We start from the raw sequence: 16,764 nt of genomic DNA, 5'->3' as shown, positions 1-16,764 counted from the left end.
ATAAATCTTCACCGGCTCGCGAATACCGGGCTTCTTAGTGTTCCCTCGTTACCCGAACGAGTGACCTCGTGACGGCAACCGGGTGAGCTCGCGCCGGGAACACCGCTGTCACAGCAGGTGCACACGATTGCGTGCAGGTCACGAATTGCGCTGTTGGCATCGCCTTTTCGGCGCGCGGGTGAGGGCGCTTCAACGCACCGGGGACGCCGCATAGGCTTTTCCTTCGGCCAGGAAAACGATTCCTGGAACCCCTCCACCGCGAAAGAATCGAGGACAGTTCATGCGAAGACGCATGCTGGGAGCGTTCCTGCCGCTGGTGCTCGTGGCGGCGACCGCCGTCCCGCCACCCGCGGCCGCCGATCCCGCGCCCGCCGCGGTCTCCGGGCTGACGAAGTCCGTGCAGGGCACCGGTTCCCCCGCCGACCACGGGGCGACCGCGAACTGGGTCATCGGGTACGACGACCGCGCCACGACGACGGGTGCCGCGACCATCACCGACGCCGTCGGGGCGGGCCAGGCGTTCCAGCCCGGTTCCCTGCGCGTGCCGCCCGGCTGGACCCCGCAGTGGTCCACCGACGGCAGCACGTTCACCGGCGCCGAACCGGCTTCCGGCGTGACGGCGGTGCGTGCGGCGAACCCGGACTCCGGGCCCGACGCGACCCAGCTGTCCGGTGCCCTCACCCCGCCCGTGCAGGCGGTCACCACCGCGACCGGCGGCGACGGCTTCTCGCCGATCCTGCACCGCACGCAGGGTGGCGTGCTGCAGGCGTGGAACATCTACCACCACCTGGGCGCCACTGCCCCGAAGGTGGTGTGCACCGACCTCGGCACCGGCCAGCGCTGCCCGGGCGGCCCGTGGCCGAAGGTGCTCAACACCGCGCCCGGCCCGCTCGGCACCCTGGGCGCCGGCGACATCGCCAGCACCATGGTCGAGCAGTACGTGCGCGACCCCGCCGCGCCCGCGAAGGTCTACTACCCCGCCGTGACGGCGACCTCGGTCGGGGTCGGGTGCCTCGACCTGGCCGCCGCGGCCAACTGCGGCTACTCGGCACTGGCCGCCCTCGGCGGGTCGCCCCCGGTCAGCAGCATCACCGGGCTGGTGCAGAGCGGCGGCAACGTCTACGGCCTGATCAGCTCCGGTGCGGTGGTCTGCTGGACCATCGCCACGCAAAGCGCCTGCGCCGGCCAGCCGTACGCGCCGATCGTGCCGGCCGCCAACCAGCCCTACGTCTACGGCGCGCTGACCCTGGTGGCGGGCAAGGTGTTCGCGTCGACGTCGAACCCCGGTTCCGCGCAGCAGCCTTCGCTGGGCTGCTTCGACCCGGCGACGGCCACGGCGTGCGCGAACTGGGCGTCTTCGCGGCCCACGGGACCGGCGGGCAGCTACAACTACAACTCCTACACCGCGTTCGGCACGAACGGCGCCCCGGTGGGCGCGTGCGCGACGACGACCGGCGGTACCGGCGGAACGACGTGCTACGCCCTCGACGGCTCCGCGCTCGCGGCGCCGCCGGGACCGGCCGCGCTGGGCGGGGGCGTCTACGCCTTCCCGCCGGAGGTCGTCACCGATCCCAACGGCCACGTGCGCACCTACCTCCCGGTCTGGAACGGCGGCATCGCGGGCGCGGCGGTCTGCCACGACTGGACGACGGGGGCGGCGTGCGCGGGGCTGCCGGCCCTGATCACGCACCCGTCGGCGAACGGCGGGGCCACCCGGGACTACGGCTATTCCTACGACGCGCCGTCGGGCTGCCTGATCGGCCTCGGCGACGCGGGCGTGCTGTTCTCGATGGACCCGGCCACCGGCGCCACGCCGTGCGTCCGGTCCGGCGGGCAGGTCACGCTGAAACCGGGTGACTTCTCCTGTGACGGCGGGAGTCACGTCCAGGGCTACACGGCAGCGCGGCTGACCGGCGTCGACCCGGCGAACGTCGACTTCGCGGCGTCGCGGGTGACGGTGACCGATCAGGACGACGCGGTCGTGCCGACGCCCGGCTTCGCCCCGGACGGTTCGGTGGACCTCACCGGCGTCTCCGTGGCGGCGCACCCGTCGATCACGGTGACGACCACGCTGGTGCTGCACAGCGCGGCGGGCTTCACCGGCTCGCTGGTGGTCGACTACGCGGGCGACGCGCCACAGCTGTGCTTCCGCACGACGATCGCGCCGGACTGCGCGGTGTCGTCGGTGGCGAACACGGCCACCGGCACCGACTCGACGGGCTCGTTCACGTCGAACACGGTGACGCTGCCGGTCGCGCCGGGCACGTCGTGCACGCCGAAGGTCAAGGTGGAGAAGGAGATCTGCACCGCGTCGACGGCCGCCAAGTGCGGACCGGGTGGCACCGGGCCGTGGGCGAAACAGGCCGGCGTCGGCCTGCTCGGTCTGCTGTTCGCGACGGCGTACTGGCGGATCACGGTGACGAACGAAGGTCCGGTCGCCGTCACCTCGGCGCAGGTGGTGGACAGCGTGGAACCGTCCTGCCAGACGGGTCCGTTCACCCTCGTCGCCGGGCAGTCGCAGCAGGTCCACTGCTCGACGTACGCGTTGCTGAGCCTGTTCCCGATCACCAACCAGGCGAAGGTGAGCTACGTGCCGGTGAACGTCCCGCCGGGGACGCCGCCTTCGCACACGAACTGGTCGTCGGCGAAGGCCTGTTCACTGCTGTGCGTTCTCTAGGATGACCGGCCGCGGGAGGCGTTCCGGCGCTTCCCGCGGGCCGTCCCGGCCGACCGCCGGGGCCATCAGGACCGCGCAGAGCGGGACCGCCATCGCGATCGCGGCGAGCACGAACACCGGGAACAGGAAGGAGAACACCTCGACGCCCGCCGGGTCCGGCGCGGTCATGTCCATGGTCATCCGCACCGCGGCCATGCCCGTGTAGTGCATGCCGGTGACCGCCGCGCCCATCACGAACCCGGCGAGCAGGCGCAGGGACAGCCGGTCGAGGAAGACCGCGAACCACAGCGCGGCCGTCGCCGCGACCACCGCGATCACCACCGACAGCGCCACCAGCAAGCCGTCGTAGCCGAAGTCGCCCTTCACGCGCAGGGCCGACATCCCCGTGTAGTGCATGACGTTGACCGCGAGGCCGGTGATCACGCCGCCGAGCGCGAGCCGCCACCAGCCGAACTTCGCGCGGCCGCCGACGACCAGGAGCCCGGCGAACACCGCGGCGACCGACAGCAGTGCCGACAGCACGGTGCGGAAGACGTCGTAGCGCACCGGCATCCCCGGCGTGCTGAAGCCCAGCATGGCCACGAAGTGCATCAGCCAGATGCCGACGCCGCCGATCGAGATCGCCGCCAGCACCAGCCATCGCAGGCGGTGCCGGCTGCTCGCCGCGTGGCGGGCCTGCACCGCGCAGGCGAGGCCGAGCGCGCAGCCGACCACCGAAGTCAGGTAGGCGAGCACGAGCAGCCAGTGCCCGAGCGCGAAGTGTTCCATGATCGGTCCTCTCTACAGGTCGCGCAGGCCGTGCAGCACGCGTTCCATCAGGTCGTGGCGCTCGTCCCAGCCGACGGTTTCGCCGAGGGTGTCCCGGACGATCACCAGGCCGTCCTCCATCAGGTCCGAGACGAGCACCCGGACCACCCCCAGCGGCAGCCGCAGCAGCGCGGCGACCTCCATCAGCGACCGCGGCCGGAGGCACAGCTCGATGACCTGGTCGAGCGCGCTGGTCGACTGGTAGCCGGCCGAGGCCCGGCCCGCCGCCGTGGTTTCGACGAGCGCTTCGACCGCGATGGTGACCGACGGCGCCGTCCGGCCCTCGGTCCAGGCGTAGGGGCGGGCCAGCGCCGGGCTCCGGCGCGGCTCCCCTTCGCCCGCGTAGCCGGTCACCGCCGGTCCTGGGCCACCGGCATCTCGCGCGCGGGCACGTCGACCTGTCGCCCCACCCGCTCGACCAGCATCGTCATCTCGTAGCCGACGAGCCCGATGTCGCAGCCGGTCGACGCGAGGACCACGAGGTTCGAGCCGTCGCCGACGCTCATCAGCAGCAGGAACCCCTGCTCCATCTCGATGACCGACTGGACGACCCGCCCGGCGGTGAACAGCTCCGCGGTCCCGAGCGACAGGCTCGACAACCCGGCGGCGATGGCCGCGAGCTGGTCGGCGCGCTCCCGGGGCAGCGATTCGTCGGCCGCGACGAGCAACCCGTCGGCGGACACGAGCACCGCGTGCGCGACCCCCGACACGTCCTGGACGAAGCCGTGGACGAGCCAGTTCAGCGCGGCCGTCCGTTCGGGCGCCGGCGCGGTGCCGGGAAAGGCCCCCAGCGGCCGGGCCGACGGTTCGGCACCGGGCGCGCGCCGCTGGTGCACGTCGGGGAGTTCGGTCATCGGGGTTCCACTCCGTCCTTTCCGGATTCGTCCGCACGGCCGGCGCTCTGCTGCCGCGCCGCGCGCATGCCCTGGTAGTGCCGGGACAAGCTGTTGCGGACGGCGGTGGCGTCCCGGAACGCCGCCCCGTCCGGCTCCCGCACCCGGGGCAGGGCGGCCCCGGGAGCGAGCTGCGCCCCGGGCCGCCGGGTCGGCAGGCCGGCGGAGCTGAGGTTCTGCACGGCGGCGGGCTGGAGAGCGCTTTCCGCAGCGAGCCGCGCTTGGTCGGCCGGGCCGGACCAGTCCGGCAGGGCTTTGACGGCCGGGGGTTCGGTGTCCGGGGAGTTGGCGGCCGGAGTTTTGGCTGCCGGGGCCGGGACTGCGGGCCACTCGCCGGAACGATCGGCCCGGCCGGCACTCTCGGCAGGCCGATCGCCCGAGCCGGCATCGGGCGCCTGCCGCGAGTCGCCCGCCTCGCCCGGACCGCGCCGGTCCACCGCCGAGACCACGGGCCACTCACCGGAGCGACCCGCCCGGCCGCCACTGCCGACCGGCTCACCCGAGCCGGACCGTTCCGCTCGCGTCGAACCCTCGCCGGAGCGATCCGCCCGGCCGCTACTGCCGGCCGGCTCACCCGAGCCAGGCCGGCCCGCCGCGCCGGCGCGATCCGCCCTCGCCGACCCCTCGGTGGCCGGAACCACCGGCCACTCACCGGAGCCGGAACGGTCCGGCCGCCCCGCACTCTCCGCCGCCGGGACCACCGGCCACTCGCCCGTTCCCGACCGATCGGCCCGCGCGCCGGTCTCCGCGTCCGGGACCACCGGCCATTCGCCGCTGCCGGTGGTGCCGTTCGTGGCCACGTCGGCCTCGGTGGGCCAGCCGGCCGGTGCCGCCGGGGGTTCCGTGCGCGGTGTCCGGCGGGGCATCGGTTTCGCCGACGGCTCGGTGAACCAGCTCGTCACCACCTGCTCGAAGATCGGCGTCGACGCCTGCGCCGGCACGACCGCCACCGGGCGGGCGTGGCCGTTCTGGCGGGCGGCCGCGCGGCTGCCGCCGATCGGGCGGGCCAAGTCCGCGATCACCAGCGCACCGGGTACGTGGACGCTCGCCGTCACGCCGGCGTGGCGGACGCCCGGGGCCGTGGCGCGGAGGCGGACCGTCACGCCGTGGAGGGCAGCGAGCCTGCCGACCACGAACAGGCCCATGCGCCGGGTCGTTTCCGGGCCGACCGTCGCCGCCGCGGCGAGGCGGGCGTTGGCCGTCGTCAGCTCGTCCGGGGTCATGCCGAGGCCCTGGTCGACCACCTCGATCAGGAGGCCGCCGTCGGCGCCGCGGTCCGCGGTCAGGGCGACCTTGTGCTCCGGCGGCGAGAACCGCGTCGCGTTCTCCAGCAGCTCGGCCAGGATGTGGACCACGTCCGCGGCCGCCTCCGGCTGGACCGAACCGCGCGGGGCGTTGCCCAGCGCGACGCGGCGGTAGTCCTTGACCTCCGAGGTCGCCGCGCGCAACAGGTCACGGGTCGGCACCGGCTCGCGGCCGTGGCGGACCGGGCGGCCGCCGGCCAGGACGTGCAGGTTCTCGCCGTTGCGGCGCAACCGGGTGGCGATGTGGTCGATGCGGAACAGCTCGTCCAGCCGGCGCGGGTCCTGCTCGCCGGACTCGAGGTCCTCGATGATCGTCAGCTGCTGCTCCACCAGCGACTGGCTCCGCCGCGAGAGCGTCATGAACATCTCGCTGACCTGCTTGCGGAGGTCGGCCTGCTCGACCGCCAGCCGCACCGCCTCGCGGTGCATGTCGTCGAACGCGCTGGCCAGCTGGCCGATCTCCTCGTTCGTCCGGACGCCGACCGCGGGCACCGCGCGCCAGTCGACTTCCGTGCCTTCCCGGACCTGCCGGACGGTTTCCGGGAGCGCCTCGTTCGCCGCGTGCAGCGCCGCCGCACGCAGCCGGCGCACCGGCGTGACCAGCGAGCGCACCACCAGCAAGGCGATGGCGAGTGCGCCCAGCAGCGCGCCGAGCACCAGCGCCGTGTCGCGCAGCGAGTCCGACCGGGCGTCGTCGGCGGCCGCCGAGACGTCCGAAGCCAGCTTCGCCGTGACGTCGTTCAGCACGGCCGTCACGCCCGTCGTCTCCGTGGCGATCGACGACAGCGACGCCGCGGTGGCGTCGAGCCGGTCTTCGGCGCCTTCCGTCGCGGTCTTGAACCTCGCCAGCAGCGCACCGGTCAGCTGGTGTTCGGCCTGTTCGGCGAGCACTTCCTGCTCGGCGGCGGTCTGGACGGCGGCCGGGCGGAGCGAGGCGTCGTCGGGGCTGGCGAGCGTCGCCCGCACGTACGTCTCTTCGGTCGCCAGCTCGCCGCGCAGGTGCACCAGCAGCTGGGCGACCTCCGCGGTGCCGGCGACGTCGGCCGGGACCGTCTCGGGCACGAGGTCGCCGAGCGTGGCGATGATGTCGTTGTAGCCGGCGGCTTTCGTGCGGGTGTCGCCGTTCGCGGCGCCCGCCGCGCGGATGCCGGCGAGCTTGCCCAGCGCGGTGTTCAGCGCGCGGCCGCTGTCGCCGGGCAGCGGCGCGAAGCCGGTGTCGCGCTGGATCGCGGCCACCTTCGCGTCCACGGCGGCGGTGACCGCGCTCGGCGCCCCGGCCGGGACGGCCACCGCGGCGACCATCTCCTGCCCCAGCGACTCGGTGAGGCCGATCGTGTCGTGCAGCACCGGCAGCCGGTCGCGGGCCGCGCTCAGCTGGGTGGCGCGGTCGAGCTCGCCCTGGATCCGGATCTCCGCCAGCGCCACCGCGACCAGCACCGGCAGCAGCAGCACGACGCTGATCTTGGTGCGCACGCTCCAGTGCGCCGGCCACCACGCGGCGTCCGCCATCCGGCGGGGCGTGGGCGTTCTTTCGTGCATGGCGGAACCGCTCGATTCCCAGCCGCGCGCGGCTGACGTCGAACTCGGACAGGAGAGACCCCAGGGCCGGTCACCGACGTCCCGGGCCAACGGTGGAAATGCCTCTCTCCCGGCCGGGCGAGGACGTGACGATGATCGAGCCGACCAGAAGCGAACAGCACGCCCAGCTCTCGTGTCAACCCTGGGCGCGGCGTTTCGCGAGGGTCGGCATCGAATTCTTTCGCGGCTCACGCTTGGTGTTTCACCGGTCGCTGCTTGTACACCGTACAAGCTATATTCGCCCAGCTCCAGCCGTTACTGAGCAACACGAACTGATGTCGGCAGATTTACCCACGCCCGCTGCGCATTGACCGTCCGTGGCGAAGTCGGCCATTGTTCAAATGGTTTGTTATTCATTCTCACCCACGCCGGGTGGGCCGCCCCGCACCCGACCCGGCAGAATCGCCGCCGTGACCGATGTGGACGACAACGCCGGCGCCGCGCCGGGACACGGCAAGCGGGTCGGGTGGGTCGAGCTGTACTTCGACCTGGTCTTCGTGTTCGCGGTGGGCCAGGTGGCGCACGGCATCGTGGCCGAACCCGAGTGGCCGCGGGTCGCCGCCGCGCTCGGCCTGTTCGCGACGCTGTGGTGGACGTGGATCGGCTTCGCCGTGCTCTACAACCGCCGCGGCGACGACAGCCGCGCCGCCGACCGGCTGTTCGTGCTCGCCGGCACCATCCCGTGCGCGATCGCCGCCACCCAGGCGCACCACGTCTTCGACGGGCACCCGGCGATCTTCGCGCTGGCCATGGCCGGCGTCCGCGTGATCCTGGCGGCCGCGCACCGGTGGCCGTCCCGCGAAGGGCTCGACCAGCGCCGGATCAGCTGGGGCTACACGGCGTCGGCGGTGCTCTTCGCGGCCTCGGCGTTCGCGCCCCACACGTGGGCGTTCTGGGTGTTCGCGCTGCTGCAGGAGGCGGGCTTCCTGCTGCTGGGCGACCGGCCCCGCCGGCGGCGCGGCGAACGGCCGTCGCGCGCGACCCGGTGGCGCGAACTGATCGCGGCCCCGCACGACCCCAACCTCGCGGTCGACTCGGCCCACCTCGCCGAGCGCTTCGGGCTGTTCATGATCCTGCTGCTGGGCGAGCTGGTGATCACGGTCGGCACGGCGGCGCTCGAGCGCCCGGCCGACGACGTCGCCTACTGGCTGGCCATGATCGGCGGCCTGGTGCTGACCGGCGCGCTGTGGTGGCTGTACTTCACGTCGGCGGCGCGGATCTACGAGCGGATGCTCGACCTCTCCGGCGGCAACCCGGCGCTCGCGTATTCGCTGTACGCGGGCGGCCACCTGCCCCCGGCGTTCGCCCTGGTCCTCATCGCGGCGGGGGTGAACCTGGCGCTGCACGAGTCCCCGCCCCACGCGGCGGTGTGGTTCGCCACGGCGGGCCTGACGATCTACCTGCTCGGCACCCGCGTCTTCGCGGCCGGCTCCCACCGCTGGTACCACGGCCTGACCCGGACGGCGGCCCTGGCGACCACGGTGTGCCTGGCCTTCCTGGACCGCCTCCTCCCGGCACCGGCGGTGATCCTGGTGATCGCGGTGTGGGGCGTCGGCGCGGCCGCGATCGCGTCGACGTTCCGGCGGCGGGCCCTGGACCGCATGGGCGACGACCCGCTGACCTTCCTGCGGCAGCGCAGCTTGGAGGGCCCGTGAACCCGGCGCCGGCCTGACCCCGGCCGCCGGAGCGCCGGCAAACATGATGTCGCCGAAACCGGGTACGCCCACTGCGAAGCGGTATCGCAGCACAAGGGAGTACTCATGAGCCAGACCGTCGGCGACTACCTGCTCCAGCGACTGCGCGAATGGGGCGTCGAGCAGGTCTTCGCCTACCCCGGCGACGGGATCAACGGCATCGTCGCCGCCTTCGGCAAAGCCGGCAACGAGCCGCGCTTCGTGCAAACCCGGCACGAAGAAATGGCCGCCTTCGCCGCCGTCGGGTACGCGAAGTTCAGCGGCAAACCCGGCGTCTGCCTGGCCACCTCCGGCCCCGGCGCGATCCACCTGCTCAACGGCCTCTACGACGCCAAGCTCGACCACGTCCCGGTCGTCGCGATCGTCGGGCAGACCGCGCGCAGCGCCATGGGCGGCAGCTACCAGCAGGAAGTCGACCTGCAGTCGCTGTTCAAGGACGTCGCCGGCGAATACCTCGTCGAGGTCAACGTCGCCGAGCAGCTGCCGAACGCGCTCGACCGCGCGTTCCGCACCGCCGAGTCCGCCCGCTGCCCCACCGCCCTGATCATCCCCGCCGACCTGCAGGAAGAACCGTACGAAGCACCGAAGCACGCGTTCAAGCACGTGCCCTCCAGCCCGCCGAGCACGTCCTGGACCGCGCCGGTCCCGCCCGAGCCCGACCTCGACGCCGCGGCCGAAGTGCTCAACGCCGGGGAGAAGGTCGCCATCCTCGTCGGGCAGGGTGCGCGCGGCGCGGCCGAGGAGGTCCGCCAGGTCGCCGAGGTCACCGCGGCCGGGGCGGCGAAAGCGTTGCTGGGCAAGGACGTCCTGTCCGACGAGCTGCCGTGGGTGACCGGCGCGATCGGGTTGCTCGGTACCCGGCCGAGCTACGAGCTGATGCGCGACTGCGACACGCTGCTGATCGTCGGCTCCAACTTCCCCTACAGCCAGTTCCTCCCCGCCTTCGGCCAGGCCCGCGCGGTGCAGATCGACCTGGACGGCCGGCTCATCGGCATGCGCTACCCCACCGAGGTCACCCTCGTCGGCGACGCCGCGGCCACCCTGCGCGCCCTGCTGCCCAAGCTGACGAGCAAACCGGACCGCTCCTGGCGCGACACGATCGAGAAGAACGTCGCCTCCTGGTGGGACACCGTCGAGCAGGAGGCCGAGGTCGACGCCGACCCGGTGAACCCGATGGCCGTCGTGTCCGAGCTGTCCAAGCGGATCCCGGACAACGCCATCGTCACCGCCGACTCCGGTTCCGCCCCCAACTGGTACGCCCGCAACCTGCGCATCCGCGGCGACATCCGCGGGTCGCTGTCGGGGACGCTGGCCACCATGGGCCCGGCCGTGCCGTACGCGATCGGCGCGAAGTTCGCCCACCCCGACCGGCCGGTGATCGCCCTCGTCGGCGACGGCGCCATGCAGATGAACGGTCTCGCCGAGCTGATCACCATCGCCCGCTACCAGGCGCGGTGGACCGACCCGACGTGCGTGATCTGCGTGTTCCACAACAACGACCTCAACCAGGTCACCTGGGAGCTGCGCGCGATGGGCGGCGCGCCGAAGTTCGAGGAGTCCCAGAGCCTCCCGGACGTCGACTACGCCGGGTTCGCGCTGTCGCTCGGGCTCACCGCGGTCACCGTGGACAAGCCGGACCAGCTCGCGTCGGCGTGGGACACCGCGCTGTCCGCGGGGAAACCGGCGGTGCTGGACGTCCGCTGCGACCCGGAGGTGCCGCCGATCCCGCCGCACGCGACGTTCGAGCAGGTGAAGTCGGCCGCCCAGGCGGTGCTCAAGGGCGACCCGGAGGCGTTCCACCTCGTCGCGCAGGGCCTCAAGACCAAGCTCCAGGAGTTTCTGCCGAGGAGCCGCTGACCGGACGGTGCCGCCGGAATCCCCACCGGCGGCACCGTGTTCCGGGTCAGCTGTGGATCTCCGTGGCCCGTTCCCAGCCGGACGGCAGCCGGCTGACGTTCAGGGCGTGGTCGAGCCCGCTGCCCGACAACGCGCGGCGGACGACGCGGTTGTCGCCGGTGACGATCCGCAGGGTCGCGTTCTCCCGGACCGTCCTGGCCTGGATGCCGCCGAGGGCGGCGAGGCCGGCCGAGTCGAGGAGGTCGACCTCGGACAGGTCGAGCACCAGGACCGGGAACCGGCGGTGCGCCCACGTGCTCAGCGCCGAGCGGAGCTGGGCGGCGCTGTCTTCGTCGAGGGCGCCGCGGATCTTCACCATGACCGCGCCGAAGTACGGGCGGACGACCTGGATGTCGAACGGGCTGCGCGGCTGACGCGCCGACGGCACCACGGGGATCGCCGTCGCGGGGGGCTGGACGACTAACATTTCTCCACGCCTCATTCGAAGATGACGTGACGAACGGGTCTCACCGGCCCGCTCGAACGCTGACAAATCGGGGGGCGGCTGATGCTTGCTGAACCGCACTTCGCAGCCTATCCCTTGATCCAAACGGCGCAACCCCGCCAACGGCCGAACCCGGCGCCCCCGCATGCGAAGGGCGTCTTCGCAGTTCAAACCACCCATCCGGGTGAAGTTTCCGGCGCGGCACCTCACTCTTGACACCGGAGCGCGCACTGCGCATCCTGGACGTATATCAGGTTTCCTTACATCCACCCCCGCGGAATCTCCGCTGAGCAAGACGGTCCGCAACCGCCCGTACCAGGAACCCTGTCACCGGTGACAAGGAGACGAAAGCCGTGACCCGATCTCCCGGCCCGGCCGATTTCGGCCTGGGCAGCTGGCCCGCGCGGCGGGCGCGGATCTCGCCGGACCGCACCGCGCTCGTCGCCGGCGGCGGGCAAGACCGCACGCTGACGTACGCCGCCCTCGCCGAGCGCGTCGAGCGGCTGGCCGGCGCGCTGACCCGGCTGGGAGTGCGCCCCGGCGACCGGGTGGCCTACCTCGGCGTCAACGCCGTCACCGTCTTCGAAGCGCTCTTCGCCACCGCCCGCTGCGGCGCGCTCTTCGTCCCGCTCAACTACCGGCTCTCCGGCGCGGAAATCCGGTACATGCTCGACGACAGCGGCGCTTCGGTCCTGGTGCACAGCCCGGACACCGACGCGCTGGTCGCGGCGGCCGGCCCGCTGCCGGTGCGGCACGTCCTGGCGACGGACCCGGCGTCGTGCCCGGCCGGCGGGCTGGCCTTCGAGGCCGAGCTGACCGCGGGCGGACCCGCGCCGGCCACCGGGGTCCGGCTGGCCGACCCGTGCCTGCTGCTCTACACCTCCGGCACCACCGGACGGCCCAAGGCGGCGGTCCTCACCCACGGCAACCTGACCTGGAACACCGTCAACCAGCTCGCCCACCTCGACGTCCTGGGCACCGACCGGGCGTTGTGCATCGCGCCGCTGTTCCACTGCGTGGGGCTGGGCCAGATCACGCTGCCGACGCTGTTCAAGGGCGGCAGCGTGGAGCCGGTCGCGAAGTTCGACGCGGGCGCGATCCTCGGCCGGATCGGCGCGGCCGGGATCACGAGCTTCTCCGCCGTCCCCACGATGCTCGACATGCTGTGCCGCCACGAAGACTGGGACAGCACCGACCTGAGCTCGCTCACCTGCGTCCTCTACGGCGGCTCGCCGGTGGCCGAGCGCGTCGCCCGCGCCTGGCTCGACCGCGGCGTGCAACTGCTGCAGGGCTACGGCATGACCGAAGCCGCGCCGGGCGTCTCGATGGCCACCCACGACGGCACTCCGGCCCACCCGGTCGCGGCCGGCGTCCCGCACTTTTTCACCGACGTCGCCGCGCTCGGCCCGGACCTCGGCCCGGAGCCGCTCGGGGCGGCACCCGCCGAGCTGCTGGTGCGCGGCCCGCACGTCTTCTCCGGCTACTGGAACCGGCCCGAGGAGTCGAAAGCGAGCTTCGTCGAAGACGACTGGTTCCGGACCGGGGACGTCGTCCGCGTCGACGACGACGGCTGGGCCCACGTCGTCGACCGGGTCAAGGACGTGATCATCTCCGGCGGCGAGAACGTCTACCCCGCCGAGGTCGAGGCGGTCGCCGCGCAGCTCGACGCGGTCGACGCGGTCGCCGTGGTCGGCGTGCCCGACGCGCGCTGGGGCGAGGTCGGCGCCGCCTTCGTCGTCCCGCGCCCCGGCTCCCGGCTCGACGAGGCGGCCTTCCGCGCCCACCTCGAACAGCACCTCGCCCGCTACAAGGTCCCCAAGCACGTCGAGTTCACCGACGCCCTGCCCCGCAACGCCACCGGCAAGATCCGCCGCGTCGAACTCCGCGCGCGGGCCGCCACCACCTTCCCGAACGGACCCGCATGACCACCGCCCTGCTGCCCCCTTCCCTGCGCCTGGAACTGCACGACGAGGTCGCCGTGCTGCGGCTGGCCCGCCCGGAGAAGCGCAACGCCCTCGACGACGCCACCGTGCTCGGTCTCGAAGCGTTCTTCGGAGCGCCGCCGTCCGGGGTGAAGGCGGTTGTGCTCGACGCCGTGGGCGAGCACTTCTCGGCCGGGCTCGACCTGGCCGAGCTCACCGAGCGCGACGCGTTCGAGGGCCTGGCGCACTCGATGATGTGGCACCGCGCCTTCGAGCGGCTCGAACGCGGGCACGTCCCGGTCGTCGCCGTGCTCAAGGGCGCGGTCGTCGGCGGCGGCCTGGAGCTGGCGGCCGCCGCGCACATCCGCGTCGCCGAGGCCTCGGCGTTCTACGCGCTGCCGGAGGGCCAGCGCGGCCTGTTCGTCGGCGGGGGCGCGTCGGTGCGGGTACCGCGGCTGATCGGCGCGCACCGGATGGCCGACATGATGCTCACCGGCCGCGTGCTCGACGCCGACGAAGGCCACGCCGCCGGGCTTTCCCACTACCGCGCCGAAAACGGCCTCGAGCACGCCATGGAGCTGGCCCGCAAGATCGCCGCGAACTCGCCGATCACGAACTTCGCCGTCCTGCAGGCGCTGCCCCGCATCGCCGAGGCCAACCCGGCCGAGGGGTACCTGATGGAGGCGCTGATGGCGGCGGTCGCGAGCGGCAGCGCCGAAGCGAAGGAACGGATGCGGGCGTTCCTCGACAAGCGCGCGGGGAAGGTCGGCCGATGACCGAGATCGGCCGGTACCTGGCGTGGCTGGCCGGCCGCGGCCACGCGTTCGACGACTACGCCGCGCTGCACCGCTGGTCCGTCACCGACCTCGACGGCTTCTGGTCGTCGATCAAGGACTTCTTCGGCGTCCGCTTCCACTCCCCCGCGACGGCCGTCGTCCCGGACCCGCGGATGCCCGGCACCGAATGGTTCCCCGGCGCGACCCTGAACTACGCCGAGCACGCGCTCGGCGGCCCGGCGGGCGAGCTCGCCGTCATCGCGTACTCCCAGACGCGCGAACGCACCGAGCTGACCTGGGGTGAGCTGCGCGACCAGGTCGCCAGGGCCCGCGCCGGGCTGCGCCGGCTCGGTGTCCGGCGCGGTGACCGGGTCGTCGCGTACCTGCCGAACATCCCGGAGACCGTGGTCGCCCACCTCGCGGTCGCGAGCCTCGGCGCGGTCTGGGCGTCCTGCGCACCGGAGTTCGGCGCCCGCTCGGTGGTCGACCGGTTCGGCCAGGTCGAGCCGCGGGTGCTGCTGACCGTGTCCGGGTACCGCTACGGCGCCAAGGACGTCGACCGCCGCGGCGAAGTCGCCGAGATCCGCGCCGGCCTGCCGACCGTCGAGCACGTCGTGCACGTCCCCTACGGCGAGCACGGCCTCCCCGGCACGACGCCCTGGGGCGAGCTGCTGACCGAAAGCACGCCCGGGTTCGAGCCCGTCGGGTTCGCGCACCCGCTCTGCGTGCTGTTCTCCTCCGGCACCACCGGGAAGCCGAAGGCGATCGTGCACGGCCACGGCGGACTGCTGCTGGAACACCTCAAGAACCACGGGCTCAGCTGGGACCTGCGCCCCGGCGACCGGATGCTGTGGTTCTCCACCACCGCCTGGATGATGTGGAACGCGCTCGTCTCCGGCCTGCTCACCGGCGCGTCGATCGTGCTCGTCGACGGCAACCCGCTGCACCCGGACCTGGCGTGGCAATGGCGGCTGGCCGCCGAAACCCGCGCGACGCTGATGGGCGCGAGCCCGGGGTTCCTGATGGCGTGCCGCAAAGCGGGCCTCGATCCGGCCGCTTCGTTCGACCTGACGGCGCTGCGGCAGCTCGGCGCGGCCGGGAGCCCGCTGCCGGCCGAGGGCTACCACTGGGTGCGGGACGTCTTCGGGCCGGACGTGCTGCTCAACGTCGGCAGCGGCGGCACCGACGTCTGCAGCGGGATCGTCCAGGGCGGCCCGCTGCAGCCCGTCATCGCCGGCGAAATCTCCGGGCCGTGCCTGGGCGTCGACGCGAAGGCGTTCGACGAAGCCGGGAAGCCGGTCGTCGGCGAGCTGGGTGAGCTGGTGATCACCGCGCCGATGCCGTCCATGCCGGTCGGGTTCTGGGGCGACGACACCGGCGAGCGCTACCGGGAGACGTACTTCGGCACCTACCCCGGCGTGTGGCGGCACGGCGACTGGATCCGGTTCTCCCCCGGGGGCAGCTGCGTCATCGCGGGCCGCTCGGACGCCACCTTGAACCGCGGCGGCGTCCGGCTCGGCACCGCCGAGTTCTACGCGGTGGTCGAGGAACTGCCCGAGGTCGAGGACTCCCTGGTCGTGCACCTCGAAGACCCCGCGGGCGGCAACGGCGACCTCCGGCTGTTCGTCGTCCTCCGCGACGGCACGTTGGACGCGTCGCTGCGCAAGAAGATCTCGGAGGCGCTGAAGAGCGCGCTGTCGCCGCGGCACGTGCCGGACGCGATCACCGCCGTCCCGGCGATCCCCCGCAACCGCACCGGGAAGAAACTGGAGGTGCCCGTGAAGAAGCTCCTGCTCGGCGCCCGCGCCGAAGACGTCGTCGGCCGGGACGTCCTGGCCGATCCCACCGCGCTGGACCACTTCGGGACGCCCGCATGAGCACCGTCGCGGTCGTCGGCACCGGCGTGATCGGCGCGAGCTGGGCGAGGCTCTTCCTCGACGGCGGCCTCGACGTCGTCGCCACCGATCCGGCGCCCGGCGCCGAAGAGCGGTTGCGAAGTGCCCTCGAAGGCACCCCGGCGGACCGGCTGCGGTTCGTCGCCGACGCCGGCGAAGCGGCGGCCGCCGCGGACTTCGTCCAGGAGAACGGTCCTGAGCGCGAAGACGTGAAGCACGCCCTGTTCGCCGTCCTCGACGAGGCCGCGCGCCCCGACGTGATCCTGGCCAGCAGCTCGTCCGGGCTGCTCCCGAGCGCCATCGCGCGCGGCTGCCCGCACCACCCGGAACGCGTGGTCGTCGGGCACCCGTTCAACCCGCCGCACCTGATCCCGCTCGTCGAAGTCGTGCCCGGCCGCGACACCGCGCCCGAGGCCGTCGACCGGGCCGTGGCGTTCTACACCTCGGTCGGGAAGCGGCCGATCCGGCTGTCCCGCGAGGTGCCCGGCCACATCGCCAACCGGCTGCAGGCCGCGCTGTGGCAGGAGGCGTACTCGCTGGTGGAGCGCGGCATCGCGACCGTCGCCGACATCGACGCCGCGATCGCCAACGGCCCCGGCCTGCGCTGGGCCGTGCTCGGGCCGTTCGTCAACCAGCACCTCTCCGGCGGCGCGGGCGGGCTGGCGCACGTCCTGGCCCACCTCGGCCCGCCGACCGAAGCGTGGTGGCGCGACCTCGGCCGCGTCCACCTCACGCCGGAGCTCGCCGAGACGCTCGTCGCCGGCGTCGACGCCGAGCTCGCCGGCACCGATCAGCGGACCCTCGTCACCGCGCGCGACGCCGTCCTGCACCGCCTGCTGGCCGCCAAGGCCGCCCAGCCCGACCTGCCCTGACTGGA

Annotated in this window: 12 protein-coding genes; 7 read left to right on the top strand and 5 right to left on the bottom strand. The window is 73.1% G+C overall.

Annotated elements, in window-relative coordinates; genetic code table 11:
* The first annotated feature begins 280 nt into the window (after positions 1-280).
* Complete coding sequence (locus AB5J73_RS30180; RefSeq protein WP_370962056.1) at positions 281-2,677, top strand: hypothetical protein; 2,397 nt, start codon at positions 281-283, stop codon at positions 2,675-2,677.
* Here AB5J73_RS30180 and AB5J73_RS30175 read toward each other — a convergent pair.
* From AB5J73_RS30175 to AB5J73_RS30160, 4 genes are read right to left on the bottom strand one after another with little or no spacing between them, the layout of a single operon-like run.
* Positions 2,657-3,445: an MHYT domain-containing protein gene (locus AB5J73_RS30175; protein WP_370962055.1), complete on the bottom strand. Its 789-nt coding sequence runs from the start codon at positions 3,443-3,445 to the stop codon at positions 2,657-2,659. The two genes, AB5J73_RS30180 and AB5J73_RS30175, sit on opposite strands and share 21 nt — an antisense overlap.
* Before the next feature lie 12 nt (positions 3,446-3,457).
* A complete protein-coding gene (locus AB5J73_RS30170) occupies positions 3,458-3,838 on the bottom strand; it encodes a DUF742 domain-containing protein (RefSeq protein WP_370962054.1) in 381 nt (126 codons plus the stop codon).
* Positions 3,835-4,338, bottom strand: a complete 504-nt coding sequence (locus AB5J73_RS30165) for a roadblock/LC7 domain-containing protein (protein ID WP_370962053.1) — start codon at positions 4,336-4,338, stop codon at positions 3,835-3,837. Before AB5J73_RS30165 ends, AB5J73_RS30170 begins: the two co-directional genes overlap by 4 nt.
* Complete coding sequence (locus tag AB5J73_RS30160; RefSeq protein ID WP_370962052.1) at positions 4,335-7,220, bottom strand: ATP-binding protein; 2,886 nt, start codon at positions 7,218-7,220, stop codon at positions 4,335-4,337. Before AB5J73_RS30160 ends, AB5J73_RS30165 begins: the two co-directional genes overlap by 4 nt.
* Positions 7,221-7,669: 449 nt before the next feature.
* Between AB5J73_RS30160 and AB5J73_RS30155 the strand changes: the two genes are divergently transcribed.
* The gene (locus AB5J73_RS30155; protein ID WP_370962051.1) at positions 7,670-8,914 is read left to right on the top strand and encodes a low temperature requirement protein A; all 1,245 of its coding nucleotides are present in this window, start codon (positions 7,670-7,672) and stop codon (positions 8,912-8,914) included.
* A gap of 105 nt (positions 8,915-9,019) precedes the next feature.
* A complete protein-coding gene (locus AB5J73_RS30150; RefSeq protein ID WP_370962050.1) occupies positions 9,020-10,810 on the top strand; it encodes a thiamine pyrophosphate-requiring protein in 1,791 nt (596 codons plus the stop codon).
* Positions 10,811-10,856: 46 nt separating this feature from the next.
* Here the strand turns inward: AB5J73_RS30150 and AB5J73_RS30145 are convergent, their stop codons facing one another.
* On the bottom strand, positions 10,857-11,276 hold the full coding sequence (locus AB5J73_RS30145) for an STAS domain-containing protein (protein WP_370962049.1): 420 nt from the start codon (positions 11,274-11,276) through the stop codon (positions 10,857-10,859).
* Positions 11,277-11,647: 371 nt separating this feature from the next.
* Between AB5J73_RS30145 and AB5J73_RS30140 the strand changes: the two genes are divergently transcribed.
* From AB5J73_RS30140 to AB5J73_RS30125, 4 genes are read left to right on the top strand one after another with little or no spacing between them, the layout of a single operon-like run.
* Positions 11,648-13,219, top strand: coding sequence for a long-chain fatty acid--CoA ligase (locus AB5J73_RS30140; protein ID WP_370962048.1), 1,572 nt, complete (start codon positions 11,648-11,650; stop codon positions 13,217-13,219).
* Positions 13,216-13,992 carry a crotonase/enoyl-CoA hydratase family protein gene (locus tag AB5J73_RS30135; protein ID WP_370962047.1) on the top strand — a complete coding sequence of 259 codons (777 nt, stop codon included), beginning with the start codon at positions 13,216-13,218 and terminating at the stop codon, positions 13,990-13,992. Before AB5J73_RS30140 ends, AB5J73_RS30135 begins: the two co-directional genes overlap by 4 nt.
* On the top strand, positions 13,989-15,869 hold the full coding sequence (locus AB5J73_RS30130; protein WP_370962046.1) for an acetoacetate--CoA ligase: 1,881 nt from the start codon (positions 13,989-13,991) through the stop codon (positions 15,867-15,869). Before AB5J73_RS30135 ends, AB5J73_RS30130 begins: the two co-directional genes overlap by 4 nt.
* Positions 15,866-16,759, top strand: coding sequence for a 3-hydroxyacyl-CoA dehydrogenase NAD-binding domain-containing protein (locus AB5J73_RS30125; protein ID WP_370962045.1), 894 nt, complete (start codon positions 15,866-15,868; stop codon positions 16,757-16,759). The genes AB5J73_RS30130 and AB5J73_RS30125 overlap by 4 nt, the downstream gene beginning before the upstream one ends.
* The last annotated feature ends 5 nt before the right edge of the window (positions 16,760-16,764 follow it).

Origin of the sequence: Amycolatopsis sp. cg9 (assembly GCF_041346945.1) — a bacterium.
Lineage (GTDB): Bacteria > Actinomycetota > Actinomycetes > Mycobacteriales > Pseudonocardiaceae > Amycolatopsis.
The sequence above is the reverse complement of the archived record's forward strand: the minus strand, read 5'-3'. Positions and strand labels throughout refer to the sequence as shown.

Bases quoted from the DNA above. Each gene is read 5' to 3' on its own strand.
- AB5J73_RS30180 (WP_370962056.1), top strand. From the start codon at position 281: ATGCGAAGACGCATGCTGGGAGCGTTCCTGCCGCTGGTGCTCGTGGCG.
- AB5J73_RS30175 (WP_370962055.1), bottom strand. From the start codon at position 3,445: ATGGAACACTTCGCGCTCGGGCACTGGCTGCTCGTGCTCGCCTACCTG.
- AB5J73_RS30165 (WP_370962053.1), bottom strand. From the start codon at position 4,338: ATGACCGAACTCCCCGACGTGCACCAGCGGCGCGCGCCCGGTGCCGAA.
- AB5J73_RS30160 (WP_370962052.1), bottom strand. From the start codon at position 7,220: ATGCACGAAAGAACGCCCACGCCCCGCCGGATGGCGGACGCCGCGTGG.
- AB5J73_RS30150 (WP_370962050.1), top strand. From the start codon at position 9,020: ATGAGCCAGACCGTCGGCGACTACCTGCTCCAGCGACTGCGCGAATGG.
- AB5J73_RS30145 (WP_370962049.1), bottom strand. From the start codon at position 11,276: ATGTTAGTCGTCCAGCCCCCCGCGACGGCGATCCCCGTGGTGCCGTCG.
- AB5J73_RS30135 (WP_370962047.1), top strand. From the start codon at position 13,216: ATGACCACCGCCCTGCTGCCCCCTTCCCTGCGCCTGGAACTGCACGAC.
- AB5J73_RS30130 (WP_370962046.1), top strand. From the start codon at position 13,989: ATGACCGAGATCGGCCGGTACCTGGCGTGGCTGGCCGGCCGCGGCCAC.
- AB5J73_RS30125 (WP_370962045.1), top strand. From the start codon at position 15,866: ATGAGCACCGTCGCGGTCGTCGGCACCGGCGTGATCGGCGCGAGCTGG.